Consider the following 14,115-nt stretch of genomic DNA (forward strand, 5'->3'; position numbering starts at 1 on the left):
GGGTTCATTTTAATTCTTTGACTATCCCTTCAAGGGCTTCTTCCCTCTCTTTCTCGGATAGTTTTGATAAAACAGCATCCGTCTCCCCGATGTCAATTATCTTGCCCAGGCGCATCAATGCAGCCCTGTCGCAAACCTGAGCGACAAAATCCATATCATGTGATACTATGATAAAAGTCTCCCCGAGTTCTTTTCTGGCTTGAAGGATGGATTTCGCAACTTCTATCTTCGTTACGGGATCCATTGTCCCTGTGGGCTCATCAAAAACAAGGATCCTGGGCTCTTTGATAAGGACCTGGGCCATCGCGACCCTGTGCCTTTCACCTTCGCTTAATTCATCAGGCATTTTGGTGAGAACTTCCTTTGCCTTTTTCTCCGTGAAACCAGCGGTCAACATTGTCTGGATCGCTTTTCGCTCACCCAATTCAAAAGGCAGATCAAGACCTATGGATTCTGTCAGGTTATTGAGCACGTTCCTGTGGGGATAAAGACTGTATTCTTGATGTAATATTCCAATATATTTGGTAGCCCTTCCCTTCTTGTCCGGCCCAAGCTGCGTGAGGTCGATCCATTCGTCCCCTATTCTGACTTCGATTGAACCTGACGTAGGGCGCAATAATCCGGAGATGATCTTGGAAGTTGTGGTCTTGCCTGCTCCACTGACTCCGATTAACCCGAATATTTCACCCTCATTTACATCGAAACCTATGTCATTGACCGCCCGGACAATGCCCCTGTCAAGAGAGAAATACGTCATTTTCAGTTCGCGTGCCCGAATTATGGGTTTTCCTATCTCAACTTTTTCCTGGTCACCCACGTCTCCAACTTCTTTCATGAATTCCGCAGCGACATCATGCGGGTCACCGATCTTTAGAATCTTTCCTTCATCAAGCCAGAGAGCCCTGTGTGAAAGTTCTTCGATAACCTTGGGCCAATGGGAGGTTATGATAAGTGACATCTGGAAATTCTTGGTGGCATTTAAAATTGTTTCATGGACCAGGTCCGCGGTTTTTGGGTCAAGTGTTCCTGTGGGTTCGTCCGCGAGTAACAAAATCGGGTTCTTAACAAGCTGTCTTGCAAGAACCACCCGCTGTTTTTCTCCACCAGAAAGTTCTCTTGCGATATGCATCATCCTGTTGGAAAGATTGACCTGGTCGAGCAGATCTGCGGCTTTGTTTATTGCATTCGGTCCCATCTCATCAATTTCCTGAAGAGCGTTCATGACATTCACAATAACCCTCTCATCGCCGTACAGCGCAAAAGTCCTCTGGAGCATGATTGCGATCCTTCTGGTAATTTCCCTTCTGATCGGGTCATGGATATCCATTTTTATGAAATCTGCATCGAATTTCTCAAGGCGCTCATTACATCTCGGACAGGCAGTCCCTGCTTTACTTGGGCGGTCAATGAATCCGCATGCGTTACAGCGGGAAAGATGGTATATCACGCTTCCCGTTACATCGTCAAAGGCTTCCACACCTCTGAGGACATGCATGAGAATGGATTTTCCTGCGCTGCTTTTCCCCAATATCCCAAGTATTTCTCCTTCATTGACTTCGAGGTTTATATTTTTGAGCACGTCAATTCCATCAAAGCCTACACGAAGGTCTTTAATTTCAATAAATAGCGTCATATTTGTTCTCCATGGTCACTTATCCGCATCATTAATTCATATTATTATAAATTTTTGCTTTCTGACGGCGAAACGTTACAAATCATCTAATCCTGAAGATTAAATACGCAGGCAATTTCTAATCTGACCGTTCCTGCGGCGATTTAAAATAGATGCGGCAGTACATAAATATAACGATAATACATTACATTATAAACAAATAAAGTTTATAATAATTACCCGGAGGAGCAATAATTCTTTATATTCTTTACATCTATTACAGGCGTGAGGTATTCTATTGAACATTATTGGTGGCCATGCATCCCAATTGCTTGCGGGACGAGTCTCTGATGCATTAAAATCTAATCTGCTGGTATGCGAATTCAGGAAATTTCCAGATGGGGAATTGTATACACGAATTTTAGATGAAATAGGCACGGATGATGTTACCATAATCCAGAGCACGGTTACCGATTCGGATTTTGTAATGCTGCTACAGCTTATAGACGCATGCAGTGACGCAGCAAGGATCAATGTGGTTATCCCTTACATGGGCTATGCGCGCCAGGATAAACGCTTCAAGGAAGGCGAGCCGATAAGCGCCCGCGCAATCGCGCGAGCTATTAACGTGGATAATATCTACACCATCAATATACATGATCCGGGTATTCTTGATCACTTTGACGCAAAAGCCGTGAACCTTGATGCGACGCCTGTTATGGGCAAATATATAAAAAATATGGATCTGAAAAATCCCCTGATAATCGCCCCGGATGAAGGTGCCATCGGACTTGCAACAAACGCAGCAAGAGATCTGGGTCTGGACTATGATTTTCTGGAAAAGACGCGTTTGAGCGGGGAACTTGTAACTATCAAGCCAAAGAATGTGGCGGTCAAAGGAAGGGATGTTATCATTATCGACGATATCATATCGACCGCAGGTACCATGGCAGAAACGATATCACTTTTGCGGAACCAGGGGGCCCATGAGGTCTATGTTGCATGCGTGCATCCTGTTCTCTCAAGCAATGCCATCCTGAAATTGTTCAAAGCCGGGGTGAAGGGAATAATGGCGACGGATACCATTGATCGAGGCGTGAGTGTTATCAGCGTTGCTCCTGTCGTGGCAGAAGCCATAAAAAATATTTAAAAAAAATTTTAGATATTGATTACTTAAGCAGGATCGAGAATGTATGTTTATGTTCTTCTTCCTCGGATAAAATCTCTTCAAATAACAACCGTGTCGTGAAATCCTCTTCACCATCTGCCACTTTGATGATATCGGTGTATAGTTCTATAGCTTCGTCCTCGGCCTTGAGGTCAAACTCGATCATCTCTTTCAGGGAATCGCCTACATTGATCGGCGTAGGTTTGGTCGTTGGAGTTCCGCCAAGATAGAAAAGTCGTTCGGCTATCTTCTCAGCGTGTTTCATCTCCACAACTGCTATATCCTCGAAAATATCCTTTATTTCAGGACTTTTCATGCCCATGGCCATGACATGCTGCCACATATACTGTATGCTTACTCCAATTTCTCTTGCAATCGCTTTATTTAATAACTCTAAAAGTTCTTCTGCCACTGTTTCACCTTTTAATAATTACTTTTATTCTGATATAAGCGTTGTGATTTTCGGTTTACAATAAATTTAAGTATATTAACTGCAAGTAGAGTAAAAAAAATAATAAAATTCTGACTTACAGAATTGAGATTATCAAATTCAGGAGAAAAAGAATGGCAGATTACAGAGTAGTTGTTTCGGATAGCAAGACCGCACAGGCGTACCAGATACCAGTCACAGGAACTGCGGCAAACAAATTCATTGGCAAGAATATCGGTGATACGGTTAGCGGGGACGCGCTAGGACTTGCGGGTTATACCATCAAGCTGACGGGCGGAACTGACAAAGATGGTTTCCCTATGAGGGGAGATTTACCGGGACCAGCACGAAAGAAGATCCTTGTGGCCGGGGGCGTTGGTTATCATCCAAAGGCAGACGGCGTGAGGAAAAGGAAAACCATGCGCGGACGGGAGATATCATCCGATACCGCCCAGATCAATGCCGTTGTTGTCGAATACGGCGAGAAACCATTGAGTGAGGTCTTCCCGAAGAAAGAAGGGGAAGAGAAAAAGGAAAAGGTAAAAGAAACTAAGAGGGGAAGCAAAAGATAGTATTCCTCAATTTAGCAGATCAAACATTTTTCCAATATCGGTAGTTGGAAGTCTGCAGCCATAATTCCTGCATACATAGGCTGTGGATTTCCCTTCCAGGACGGACATGTTTTTTGTATATTCCGCCAGTTGAAAGATTTCCGAAGAGTCCGGTCCTATTGGAATAAATAACACAACCTTGTTAGGCAGGAACTCCCTTCTCAGGGCAGCCAGCATGGTCTTTGTATCTATTGCATGCCTATCGCCAACTATGATTATTTCGCTTGTTGGACCTGTTGCGAAATCCAGCGCTACCATAAGCTGCGTATATGCAGAAGGCGCCTGCAGGACGATCCTGGAAAAAGCTCTTTCGATTTGAACAGCCTTTTTTTCAAGTTCGGGATTTCCGGTAATCCGGCCAAGGCGGAGCAAGTTCAGCATTGCCACAGAATTGCCGGAAGGGACCGCGCCGTCATAGATCTCTTTTTTCCGATAGATCACCTCTTCGGCGTCATCGGCAGTAATATAAAAACCCCCGTTCTCTTCATCCCAGAAATGCCTTAGCAGGAGCTCATTCAGGTCAAGTGCGGCTTTAAGGTACGATACCTCGAAAGTGGATTCATAAAGTTCTATCAGACCCCAGATAAGGAATGCGTAGTCATCAAGAAAAGCAGGAACTGCAGCTTCGCCTTCACGGTAGCGATGATAAAGCCGCCCATCCGGTTTTCGCATTTTCGCAAGGATAAAATCCACTGCCCGTTTTGCAGCGTTCTCATATTCCGAACCAGCAAGCACAGCTGCACCTATGGAAAGCGCAGCTATCATCAATCCATTCCAGTCCGTTAAGATCTTATCATCTTTTCCCGGATGAACGCGTTTCTCACGGAATGCAAATAATTTATCTTTCAAAGCCGAAAGACGCTTTTGAAAGTCTTCCAATGGTATCTTAAGCTGCAAGGCAATTTCAGAAGGCTCACTTTTCAAGTGTAAAATATTTTTCCCATTTTCGAAATTACCATCCTCTTCAATACCATAAGTTTTTTTTACCAGTTCGCTCTCATCCCCTAAAAGGTTCCGTATCTCCTCGCCAGTCCAGAAGTAAAACTTCCCCTCCTCACCTTCACTATCAGCGTCTTCACCGCAATAGAAACCACCTTCTGAATCGGTCAAGTCGCGCAGGACATAAGTAAATATCTCCCGGGCGGTTTCACCGTGTTCCTCTTTTCCTATAGCCTGATAAGCCTCAGTGTAGGCGATTGCCAGCATTGCCTGGTCATAGAGCATCTTTTCGAAGTGCGGCACAAGCCATCCCGAATCCACGGAATACCGGTGGAAGCCAAAACCTATGTGATCATAAATACCTCCTTTGCTCATGGAAGAAAGCGTTTTCTCTACGATGTGCATTGCCATCCTGTCATCTGTGCGCTTCCAATAGCGCAGGAGGAACGAGAGATTATGTGGTGAGGGGAATTTTGGAGCTTCGCCAAAACCCCCATGCCTTTCATCGAACATCTCCAAAAGTTGCTCGTAAGCCGCATGAAGGACATCTTCACCTAATTCCTTGCCTGTTGATATTTGCACATCCCTGAGGGCTGAGACCACCTTTGAAGCCATTGATTCAACTTCATCCCTCTGATGTTCCCAGAGGTCCTTTATCCGGGGTACCATCTCAAGCATGCCGATTCGCCCGGCTCTGCTTTCCTTTGGGATGTACGTGGCTGCAAAGAAGGGTCTTTTATCAGGCGTTAGTATCAGGTTTAGAGGCCAGCCGCCGCTGCCTATCATCCTCTGGCAGACAGACATGAAGATGCTGTCTATGTCCGGGCGTTCCTCACGGTCAACCTTTATGCTCACAAAAGCATCGTTCATTAACCTGGCCACATCATAGTCCTCGAAGGACTCTTTCTCCATTACATGGCACCAGTGGCAGGTGGAATAGCCTATAGAAAGGAAGATCGGTTTGACCTCATTTTTGGCCTTCTCGAATGCTTCTTCTCCCCATGGGTACCAGTCCACAGGATTGTATGCATGCTGAAGCAGATAGGGACTTTTCTCATTTATCAGCCGGTTAGGCTTCCTGGCAAATTGATCTTCCATTTGACTACCTTTCGGAAAGTGAGAGAATTGGATATTTATAGATACATTGCCGGGAAGCATGGTTGCGACACGACTTCCTGCGACAACTTGTGTGAATCATTCGATAGAATGGCGGGTGATTGGTTAAATATTATTGGTCGAGTTATGAGGACCTTGACAGCACTTCTCGCTCCCTGGACTAACCTTGGTGAAGTTAAGTATAAGTACAAATAATGTGGATGATTGATGGGAGGTTTTTTAATGAAGAAAATGACTGAACAGCACCTTATCAATGCATTTGGAGGGGAAAGCCAGGCACATATGAGATATTTGCATTTTGCAAATCAGGCTGAAAAGGAAAAATTTAATAATGTTGCCCGTTTGTTCCGTGCGATCGCTCATGCTGAATATATACATGCAGGAGACCATTACCGGGAATTAAAACACCTGGATGGGGGATTTGTAGCAAATAGCATGGCAGCTTTTGGCCCGGGCGATTCCAGGAAAAATCTTAAACTGGCCATAGCAGGGGAGACATTTGAGATCGAGGAAATGTATCCTGTATACATGGAGGTTGCAAAATTCCAGGGAGAAAAAGGGGCACAAAAAAGTTTTGAATGGGCGTACGGTACAGAAAAAATGCACAAGTTGCTTTATGAAAAAGCATCAGAATCAGTTAATTCCGGAAGGGATGCCAAACTCGGTCCTATTCAGGTTTGTGAAGTTTGTGGATATACGCTTGAAGGAGAAGCGCCTGATAAATGTCCCCTGTGCAGTGCAACTAAAGACAAATTTACCGCATTCAAATAAGTGCAATTCTTTTGAACGACCCGCTCAAAATTTGAAGTCGATGCCTTCAATCCGAAATTCAGCATCGTGTGCAGCGGAAGGGAACAACGAAACATCTGACGAATATATAATTTCTTTCACAACTATTTATGTATTAAAAAAAACATCTTGGTTTAATGAAAATGAACGCTAAGATCAAGGCCGAGCTTATCTCTATAGGAGCTATCGATATCAATCCCACTCTTCTCGGCAGGCTTACCATTCCCACTGCGGGACCTGGCGCAGGCGGCAAGGCATTTTTCTTCAGGTCAGGCAAACACAGGGTAAGGCTTGTCGTGGATGAGGGTTCACCTCTGCGTGCCGTGAAGGAAGACGGCGATATTGTGATATTGAAAGGCGGCAAAGAGCTTGTGAGGGGGACTATCGAGGAAGAGCTCATCCACTGCCCGGAACAGGCATATATAACCATGAGCGAGCGCTGTATTTATGACTGCAAGTTCTGTCCCGTCCCAAAACTTCAAGGCAAGGTCAAATCCTCGGAAGAACTGCTTGCGCTCGTGAAGGAGGCCTTCGATCTCGGGAAAATGAAAGGTATATCGATAACATCTGGGGTCGAAGTCTCGCCGGAAAAAGAAGTGGCAAGGGCAGTTGAGCTTGTCAGAGCTTTGCGGAAATACAATGTTCCCATAGGCGTTTCGGTCTATCCCACAAAAGACTCATCCCGTCTCTTAAAAGAAGCCGGGGCGAGTGAAGTCAAATATAATGTGGAGACAATGGACAGGGAGCTTTACGATAAATATTGTAAAAAGCCTCCTCTTGACTTCACTCTGCAATGCCTCAATGATGCCGTGAAGATATTCGGGAAAAACCAGGTTTTCACGAACTTCATAGTCGGGCTTGGCGAGACAGATGAAACTGTGGAAAAATATTATGAAGAACTGGCAAAGATGGGCGTGATCCCGATAATCAGGGCAGTGGGTGTGCATCCCCTGAGATTCGGTGAACTTGAAGCTGAACGCCCGACATCCGAGAGGCTGCTCAAGCTCGCAAAAATGGCGCGGCGGATCCTGGATAAATACGGGCTAGATGCAAGCGTTGCAAAGACCATGTGCCTGCCCTGCACGGGATGCGACCTGAATCCGCATATTGATTTATGAGCTTTTGCGGTGCATCACATTATGATCAAAGAAATCAAAATCACCCGCCGAGACATTGAGTTAATCCAGGCTGAGCTGGATACAAACAAGCCGTATGAAGCTTGCGGGCTGCTGATAGGCACGATAAGCGGTAGCACGGCGCATGTTGAAAAAGTTTTGCCGATTGCCAACGTGAAGCGCACCAGGACGAGTTTTGAACTTGATCCGAAAGAACACTATAATGCCTGGAATGATGCGGAGAAAAAAGGCAAGGAGATCATCGGTGTGTATCACACGCACCCCGTCTCATCTGCCGTCCCTTCGCTCTGGGACAGGGAGACGATGGAGAACGCGCCTTCGGTATGGCTTATAGCTGGTGCGGACGGGATGAGGGCGTACGTGTGGGAGAATGGTGTGAAATCGGTGAAAATAATAGAGAGATAGAAGTTCTCCATAGGGGGAAACTATCTTGATTAGTTACCCTGTTTTGGACTATCGTCCCATCATCGCCCTCTCCAGCCCCTCCTTCGCGACCTTATTCAGCCTCCGCGCCTCGCCTAAGTCTTTCCCTCCTAAAAAACCCTCACCTTCGGCTCTGTCCCGCTGGCTCTCGCTAAGAGCCAGCCCATCCAAGTAGTCCACTCGCTCATCATCCGCATCAGTGACTACCGTGAAATCCACTAAAGACATATATACAATACCACTAATAATGTATTCTGTGAGATAAATGGCAATAAGTGAGCATGATATTGAAGCTCTCATCAAGAATAAAGATATAAAATTCGTTGGCGACAGGTTGATAACAGTCCCAAAGAAAAAAGAAAAAGGATTTTTCCATGTTGAGATGGATCTTCCTGAAGAAGAAATCGACGAATTATTGAGCGATGAGATATCACAGTGGACAGAATGAATCTCACAAAATTTGCTGAACAAGAAATTTTTGTAGATACCAATATCTTTTTTTATGCGCTGGCAAAGATGCATCGCTATAAACATACATGCGAGGTACTTTTATCAAAAATCAATAACGGTGAAGTTATTGGTTTTACTTCTTCAACCGTGATTAATGAACTATTCCATACCATACTTATCGGGGAAGTTAAGCAAAAATATGGGGATATCGAAGTTATCAGGTTCATTAAAGAGCACCCCGAAGCGATCTCTGAATGTACTGTTGCTTATAATGCACTTGATGATATATTTGACTCAAGTATTGTCATATTGCCCCTCACTTTAGAGGTGCTGTACCATGCAAAAACACTTTCAAAGAAGCATAACCTCTTATTTTCAGATGCTATTCATGTTGCATCATGTGAAGTTTATGGATTAAAAAATATTGCCACAAACGACAAGGACTTCGACAGAGTTGATTTTCTGAAAAGCTGGAAGCCATAACGGCTATCATTTTGGATATAAGAATGGGCTAGATCAAATTTGTGTTGCCTATCCCACCATCGCCCTTTCCAGCCCCTCCATAGCAATCCTGTTCAGTCTCCGTGCCCTTTCCTCAGTCTTACCCTCCGAGAAAACCCTCACCTTCGGTTCGGTCCCGCTCGCCCTGACAAGGAACCAGCCGTCTTCATAATCCACTCTCATGCCGTCCATATCTGAAACCCTCTCATAATCCTGTGGTATCTCCTGTTTTAACCTGTCCAGTATCGCCTCGGCATTCGTGCCGGCGGGAAGCGTTTTTGCATCCTTTATCTGGTGATATTTCGGATACGAGGCCACAAGTTCAGATAGACTCATTTCTTCCTTCGAAAGTATCCCTGCCATCACTCCTGCAAGCATCGGGCCTTCGCGGCTCCACTCAAGAAGCACGGAGCCATGCTCCTCAAGCCCGACCTGCGCCCCGCACAGCAGTTTTGCCTGGGCGAGATACGGTTCTCCTACGGGAGTGTAAATAACTTCCGCGCCAAGACCTTGGGCGACTTCTTTTATAATATTAGAGAACGCGATTGTCACAGCAATGAACTTTTTTTTATCTTTGCTTTGCCGCAGTACATGGTCAGCAATTATCGCTGCAGAAACATCACCCTGGACGAATTTCCCTTTCTCATCCACAAAGGCGGTCCTGTCGCCGTCGCCGTCATGCGCCACGCCCATATCGGCATTTTCATTGATGACAAGATTTTTGAGCTTTTCGAGGTTCGCATCCGTGGGTTCAGGATTCCGTTCCCTGAACATGCCATCGTACCTGCAGTTGAACCTTATTACTCTATGACCCAGGGTTTCAAGGGTCTCAGGCGTTACTGAAGATGCAGAGCCGCCACCGCCGTCGACCGCTATTTTCATGGGCTTCACCGGAAAGAGTTTTTTGACGTACTGTACTATATGGGCGCGGTATCTCTCGCCTGCACCGCAGTCATTCAGTCTCTTTCCTATTTTCGCGGCCTTTGTGGATGGCCCGAAGTAGATTTTTTCAAGCTCCAGGTCCTCTTCCGGGGAAAATCCCATTCCCCTTTTGCTCAGGCATTTTATCCCGTTGTATTCAGGAGGATTGTGGGAAGCCGTAATCATCACACCAGCGTCAGCCTGCCTTAAAACTTCCAGCGAGAGCGTATTCGGGGTTATGATGCCAAGAGTCAGCGCATTGCAGCCATGTCCAATAATACCTTCAATCAGCGCCTCCTCAAGCATGGGGGAAGAGATCCGCGGGTCTTTTCCTATCGCGATAGTTTTTCCCTCTCCGAGATAGACTGCAAGAGCTTCTCCCACGCGTTTGGCTTTTTCAGAGCCCATCCCCTCATTAGTCCCCGTATGCGGCGTCTCCACGACACCCCTGAAGCCGAAGGTGCCAAAAAGTCTCTTAAGTTTTCGGATTTTTTTATAATCATCAAATTTTTCGGTGAGCTTTTCACAGGACATGAGGTTGAATATGTCTTGGATGTATTAAAAATAACTCAAATGATCTCTTCCATTACTATCAGCGAGTACACACTCCTCAGGCGCCTTTTCCTTGAGTATTAGGGTAGCAGGTTTTGTGACCCTTCAGGATAAAAATTCCCTACCCAGAAATCATAACTCCATCCCACCTGCATGCAGCATCTCAATCACTCCCTTTGAATAAAAGCCAGTTTTTCTCACCTGCCTTCTTGAACTTTACAAGCACATACCTCCCTTCCATCTTTTCTCCCTTGACAATGAACTCGATCTTGTCCTCCCCCCAGGCTATGGGTTCGTACAGACCCCTATCCCATATCTTCACCGTGCCGGCCCCGTACTGTCCTTCAGGGATAGTCCCTTCGAATTTACCATATTCCAGCGGATGATCTTCTACCTGTACAGCAAGCCTCCGGTCACCGCTTATTTCCGGAATGCCCTTAGGAACAGCCCAGCTTTTAAGAACTCCTTCCTTCTCCAGTCTCAGATCATAGTGAAGCCTGCGGGCATGATGCTCCTGGACCACGAAAGATTTTCCCATACCCTTTTCCACCGATGCGGGAGGCTCAGGTGTCCTGCTAAAATCACGCCTGGTGGTGTAGTCCGAAAGAACAGGCCGTATCTGATCAATGCTGCATTCAAGCGGGTCTTTATCTTTCCTGATTTTCTGAAATACAGGAATACGCAGTTTTCCGTCTTCCGTTATGGATTGATAACCAACTTCACACACAATACCGGGTTTTAACCATGTTATTTCCCTGTCCCTTTCCACGCCCTGCAGTGTTTCTTCTTCCACTCTATATTCATCCAAATATCGCTTCAGATTTTCCATATCTTCCTGGGAAAAGCCTGTTCCCACATTACCAACATAGACCGGCACTTCCCCATCATACAATCCAAGGATCAATGATCCAAAGATTTCTTTCCTGTTCCCCTCACCCTTTGTATAACCGAAAATGACACAATCGCATGTCTTCACCTGCTTTATTTTCAGCCAGTTATTGCTCCTTTTTCCCGGTTCATATGAGCTTTGTTTATTTTTTGCCATTATGCCCTCAACACCTTTTTCCAGAGCTGCCTTGTAATAAGCTTCTCCGTTCTCTTCAACAAAAAGGGATAGGACAACATATTTTCCTTCTCTTACGCTATTTTTCAATATCCTCTTTCTCTCCATAAGAGGAATATCCAGGAGCTCCTCTCCTTCCTTTTCCAGGATATCAAATATTATGTAAGTGGCAGGGAACTTTCGGGACATATAATCGATATCCCTGGGTCCAGTATTTTGACTCCTCTTGATAAGGGTCTGAAAATCAGCCTTACCATCCTTCATGACAATTATCTCCCCATCCAGGACCGTATCCCTGGTCAAATCTTTCAGTTCAGAAAGTTCCGGAAAGTTAACCATCAGTTCTTTCTGGTTACGGCTCCTGATACTGAGTTCCTTTTTCACGTAACTGATGGCCCTTATTCCATCCCATTTCACCTCAAAGATCCAGTTATCAGAAGAAAACGGAGCTTCTGCCGATCGGGCAAGCATCGGTTTATATTGTTTCATTTGCGCAGGCTTCTAATAGTCTCCTGAAGGGCTACCATCAATTCCTTGACTTCCTCTTTCTTGGGTACTTCAGCCACAACGATCTCTCCCTTCATCTTCGCTTCAATGAGCTTTTCCATCTTCTCCCTGTAGCCATCCTTGTACTCTGCTATATTAAATTCTCCCGTCAGGTCCTTAATGATCTTCTCAGCCAGTTCCATCTCTTTTTGTCCGGGCTTTTTGAGAAGAGAAAGCTCTTCCATATCCCCTGGGTTAGCGACCTCGTTTGCGTAGCGCAGGGTTGTCAGAATCAAAGCGCCCTTGTATTCATAAACCACAACAGGAAATTCCTTTGTCCTCAAGGTGACCTTTCCCATTCCTGCCTTTCCCAATTGTTGAATCACTGTCATCATCAGGCTGTAGGCTTCTTCGCTCCTGTCAGGGACAAGGATATACGACTTGTCAAAATATACGGGGTCGATGGAGAGCAAACTCACGAATTTATCCAGCCTGATCCTCTCATCAGATTCCGGTCTTATGGCGTCCAGTTCCTCCTTCTTGAAAACTATGAACTCGTTCTTCCGTATTTCGTATCCTTTTACCGTATCTTTCCAATCCACCACCTTGTCGTCTCTAATGCAGACCCTTTCGTATTTCAACGGCTGCCCGTCCTCATTGTGCAGAAGCCTGAAAGAAAATGCCTGATCACGGATCATAGTATATAACTTGACCGGTATATTGACCAGCCCGATAGAGATACTCCCGCTCCAGAAGGGCCTGTGCGACGGTTTGGCCGTGTCTTTATCCTTTACCATTTTATTCCACTTCCAGTGACTGTTTGCTTTCCAGTAATCCTTCCCAGGGATCGTTCTTCCTTTTTAGGACAGTAAATATGTTGAACTCTTCAGGTCTTAATCCTTTCTTAAGTTCCTTCCATTCCAGTGGTGTAGATACCGGTGCATGCGCTTCAGCTCGCAGGCTATAGGGAGCGATCATAGTCTTTCCGTGGTTATTTTGCATGAAATCTATAAAGATAGTTCCGGGATCCCTGGAGTTTCTGAACTCTGATACAACAAGTTCAGACTCTCTTGCCAGGAACTTTCCGATTTGATGAACAAATTCCCTCGTCTGCTTGAAATTATAATTTCTTATAATGGGAAGGACAACATGCAGTCCCTTTTTGCCCGAGGTTTTGACAAATGACCTGAAGCTGAGTTCATCCAGCTTTTCCTTCAATAAAAAAGCGGTATCTATGACATCATCAAAGGAACAGGGAGGTTCGGGATCTATATCAAAAAACACAAGATCAGGTGTATCATAATTATCAATCGTTGAAAGGGTGATGTTTATCTCCAGGGCGGCCAGATTCGCCATCCAGATGAGGGTGTCAAGATCATTGCATACAACGTAGTCTATCTCCCGCTGTGCTGTCTCTGAGAATATATTAAAAGTTTTAACCCAGGGCGGCATGCCTGCCGGTGCATCCTTTTCATAGAATCCATCTTTATCTACACCATCAGGGTACCTGTTCATGACAATGACCCTGTTCTTCAGGAACCCCAGCATCCGGGGGGCGATCCTGATATAGTATTCCAAGACCTGGGATTTTTTCAACTCCAACCCGGGATAGAGTACCTTCTCAAGATTAGTGAATGATACTTTGGTGAGATCGTCCATTATGATTATATTATCTGGGTTGATAAATAACTCTTCAGGATATCAGTTCAGGAATGCAATTCTATTAAATCTGCTCAAAGATAATAATTCTTAATAACTGCAAGGAATTCTCAATTGAAAGAATTGTATGCAGGAGGGCTCCAGGCTGCTATCACGTTGGCAACGGTTGAGACGCGGTTGAAAACTAATATAGGTTACAATATTCCATTCCCCTTAAAGGATTACTATCTTTAAATGATATAAATTATTAAAACTTTCC

15 protein-coding genes are annotated in these 14,115 nt (G+C 45.1%); 7 read left to right on the top strand and 8 right to left on the bottom strand.

Translation table 11 applies throughout. The features are described 5' to 3' along the window. Window positions 1-4: 4 nt before the first annotated feature. Window positions 5-1,633: a methyl coenzyme M reductase system, component A2 gene (gene atwA, locus O8C65_06685; protein MCZ7356603.1), complete on the bottom strand. Its 1,629-nt coding sequence runs from the start codon at window positions 1,631-1,633 to the stop codon at window positions 5-7. 277 nt (window positions 1,634-1,910) lie between these two features. Between atwA and O8C65_06690 the strand changes: the two genes are divergently transcribed. Beyond that, window positions 1,911-2,762 (top strand): ribose-phosphate diphosphokinase, encoded by an 852-nt coding sequence (locus O8C65_06690; GenBank protein MCZ7356604.1) that lies wholly within the window; start codon window positions 1,911-1,913, stop codon window positions 2,760-2,762. 19 nt (window positions 2,763-2,781) lie between these two features. Here O8C65_06690 and O8C65_06695 read toward each other — a convergent pair whose 3' ends face one another. Next, window positions 2,782-3,192, bottom strand: coding sequence for a ferritin-like domain-containing protein (locus O8C65_06695; GenBank protein ID MCZ7356605.1), 411 nt, complete (start codon window positions 3,190-3,192; stop codon window positions 2,782-2,784). Between the two features lie 152 nt (window positions 3,193-3,344). On the opposite strand from O8C65_06695, the gene O8C65_06700 reads away from it, so the two are divergent. After that, a complete protein-coding gene (locus tag O8C65_06700) occupies window positions 3,345-3,782 on the top strand; it encodes a 30S ribosomal protein S6e (protein MCZ7356606.1) in 438 nt (145 codons plus the stop codon). Window positions 3,783-3,788: 6 nt separating this feature from the next. Here the strand turns inward: O8C65_06700 and O8C65_06705 are convergent, their stop codons facing one another. Further along, a complete protein-coding gene (locus tag O8C65_06705; GenBank protein ID MCZ7356607.1) occupies window positions 3,789-5,858 on the bottom strand; it encodes a thioredoxin domain-containing protein in 2,070 nt (689 codons plus the stop codon). Window positions 5,859-6,098: 240 nt separating this feature from the next. Here O8C65_06705 and O8C65_06710 point away from each other — a divergent pair, with 240 nt between their 5' ends. The 3 genes from O8C65_06710 (at window position 6,099) to O8C65_06720 (ending at window position 8,206) form a co-directional block, all read left to right on the top strand. Further along, complete coding sequence (locus O8C65_06710; GenBank protein MCZ7356608.1) at window positions 6,099-6,647, top strand: rubrerythrin family protein; 549 nt, start codon at window positions 6,099-6,101, stop codon at window positions 6,645-6,647. Between the two features lie 161 nt (window positions 6,648-6,808). Continuing rightward, window positions 6,809-7,783 carry a radical SAM protein gene (locus tag O8C65_06715; protein ID MCZ7356609.1) on the top strand — a complete coding sequence of 325 codons (975 nt, stop codon included), beginning with the start codon at window positions 6,809-6,811 and terminating at the stop codon, window positions 7,781-7,783. Window positions 7,784-7,804: 21 nt separating this feature from the next. Continuing rightward, window positions 7,805-8,206 (top strand): M67 family metallopeptidase, encoded by a 402-nt coding sequence (locus O8C65_06720; GenBank protein ID MCZ7356610.1) that lies wholly within the window; start codon window positions 7,805-7,807, stop codon window positions 8,204-8,206. Between the two features lie 48 nt (window positions 8,207-8,254). Here the strand turns inward: O8C65_06720 and O8C65_06725 are convergent, their stop codons facing one another. Continuing rightward, the gene (locus tag O8C65_06725; protein MCZ7356611.1) at window positions 8,255-8,452 is read right to left on the bottom strand and encodes a hypothetical protein; all 198 of its coding nucleotides are present in this window, start codon (window positions 8,450-8,452) and stop codon (window positions 8,255-8,257) included. Window positions 8,453-8,489: 37 nt separating this feature from the next. Between O8C65_06725 and O8C65_06730 the strand changes: the two genes are divergently transcribed. Together O8C65_06730 and O8C65_06735 are read left to right on the top strand one after the other, a co-directional pair. Next, window positions 8,490-8,672 (top strand): hypothetical protein, encoded by a 183-nt coding sequence (locus O8C65_06730; GenBank protein ID MCZ7356612.1) that lies wholly within the window; start codon window positions 8,490-8,492, stop codon window positions 8,670-8,672. After that, a complete protein-coding gene (locus O8C65_06735) occupies window positions 8,669-9,157 on the top strand; it encodes a PIN domain-containing protein (GenBank protein ID MCZ7356613.1) in 489 nt (162 codons plus the stop codon). Before O8C65_06730 ends, O8C65_06735 begins: the two co-directional genes overlap by 4 nt. Before the next feature lie 48 nt (window positions 9,158-9,205). On the opposite strand, the gene O8C65_06740 is transcribed toward O8C65_06735, so the two are convergent. From O8C65_06740 to ligD (O8C65_06755), 4 genes are all read right to left on the bottom strand, one after another. Beyond that, complete coding sequence (locus O8C65_06740; protein ID MCZ7356614.1) at window positions 9,206-10,630, bottom strand: hypothetical protein; 1,425 nt, start codon at window positions 10,628-10,630, stop codon at window positions 9,206-9,208. 181 nt (window positions 10,631-10,811) lie between these two features. After that, complete coding sequence (gene ligD, locus O8C65_06745) at window positions 10,812-12,200, bottom strand: non-homologous end-joining DNA ligase (GenBank protein MCZ7356615.1); 1,389 nt, start codon at window positions 12,198-12,200, stop codon at window positions 10,812-10,814. Further along, window positions 12,197-12,994: a Ku protein gene (locus tag O8C65_06750; GenBank protein ID MCZ7356616.1), complete on the bottom strand. Its 798-nt coding sequence runs from the start codon at window positions 12,992-12,994 to the stop codon at window positions 12,197-12,199. Before O8C65_06750 ends, ligD (O8C65_06745) begins: the two co-directional genes overlap by 4 nt. Before the next feature lies 1 nt (window position 12,995). Continuing rightward, the gene (gene ligD, locus O8C65_06755) at window positions 12,996-13,856 is read right to left on the bottom strand and encodes a non-homologous end-joining DNA ligase (GenBank protein MCZ7356617.1); all 861 of its coding nucleotides are present in this window, start codon (window positions 13,854-13,856) and stop codon (window positions 12,996-12,998) included. Window positions 13,857-14,115: the final 259 nt, after the last annotated feature.

The organism is Candidatus Methanoperedens sp. (genome assembly GCA_027460535.1).
Lineage (GTDB): Archaea > Halobacteriota > Methanosarcinia > Methanosarcinales > Methanoperedenaceae > Methanoperedens.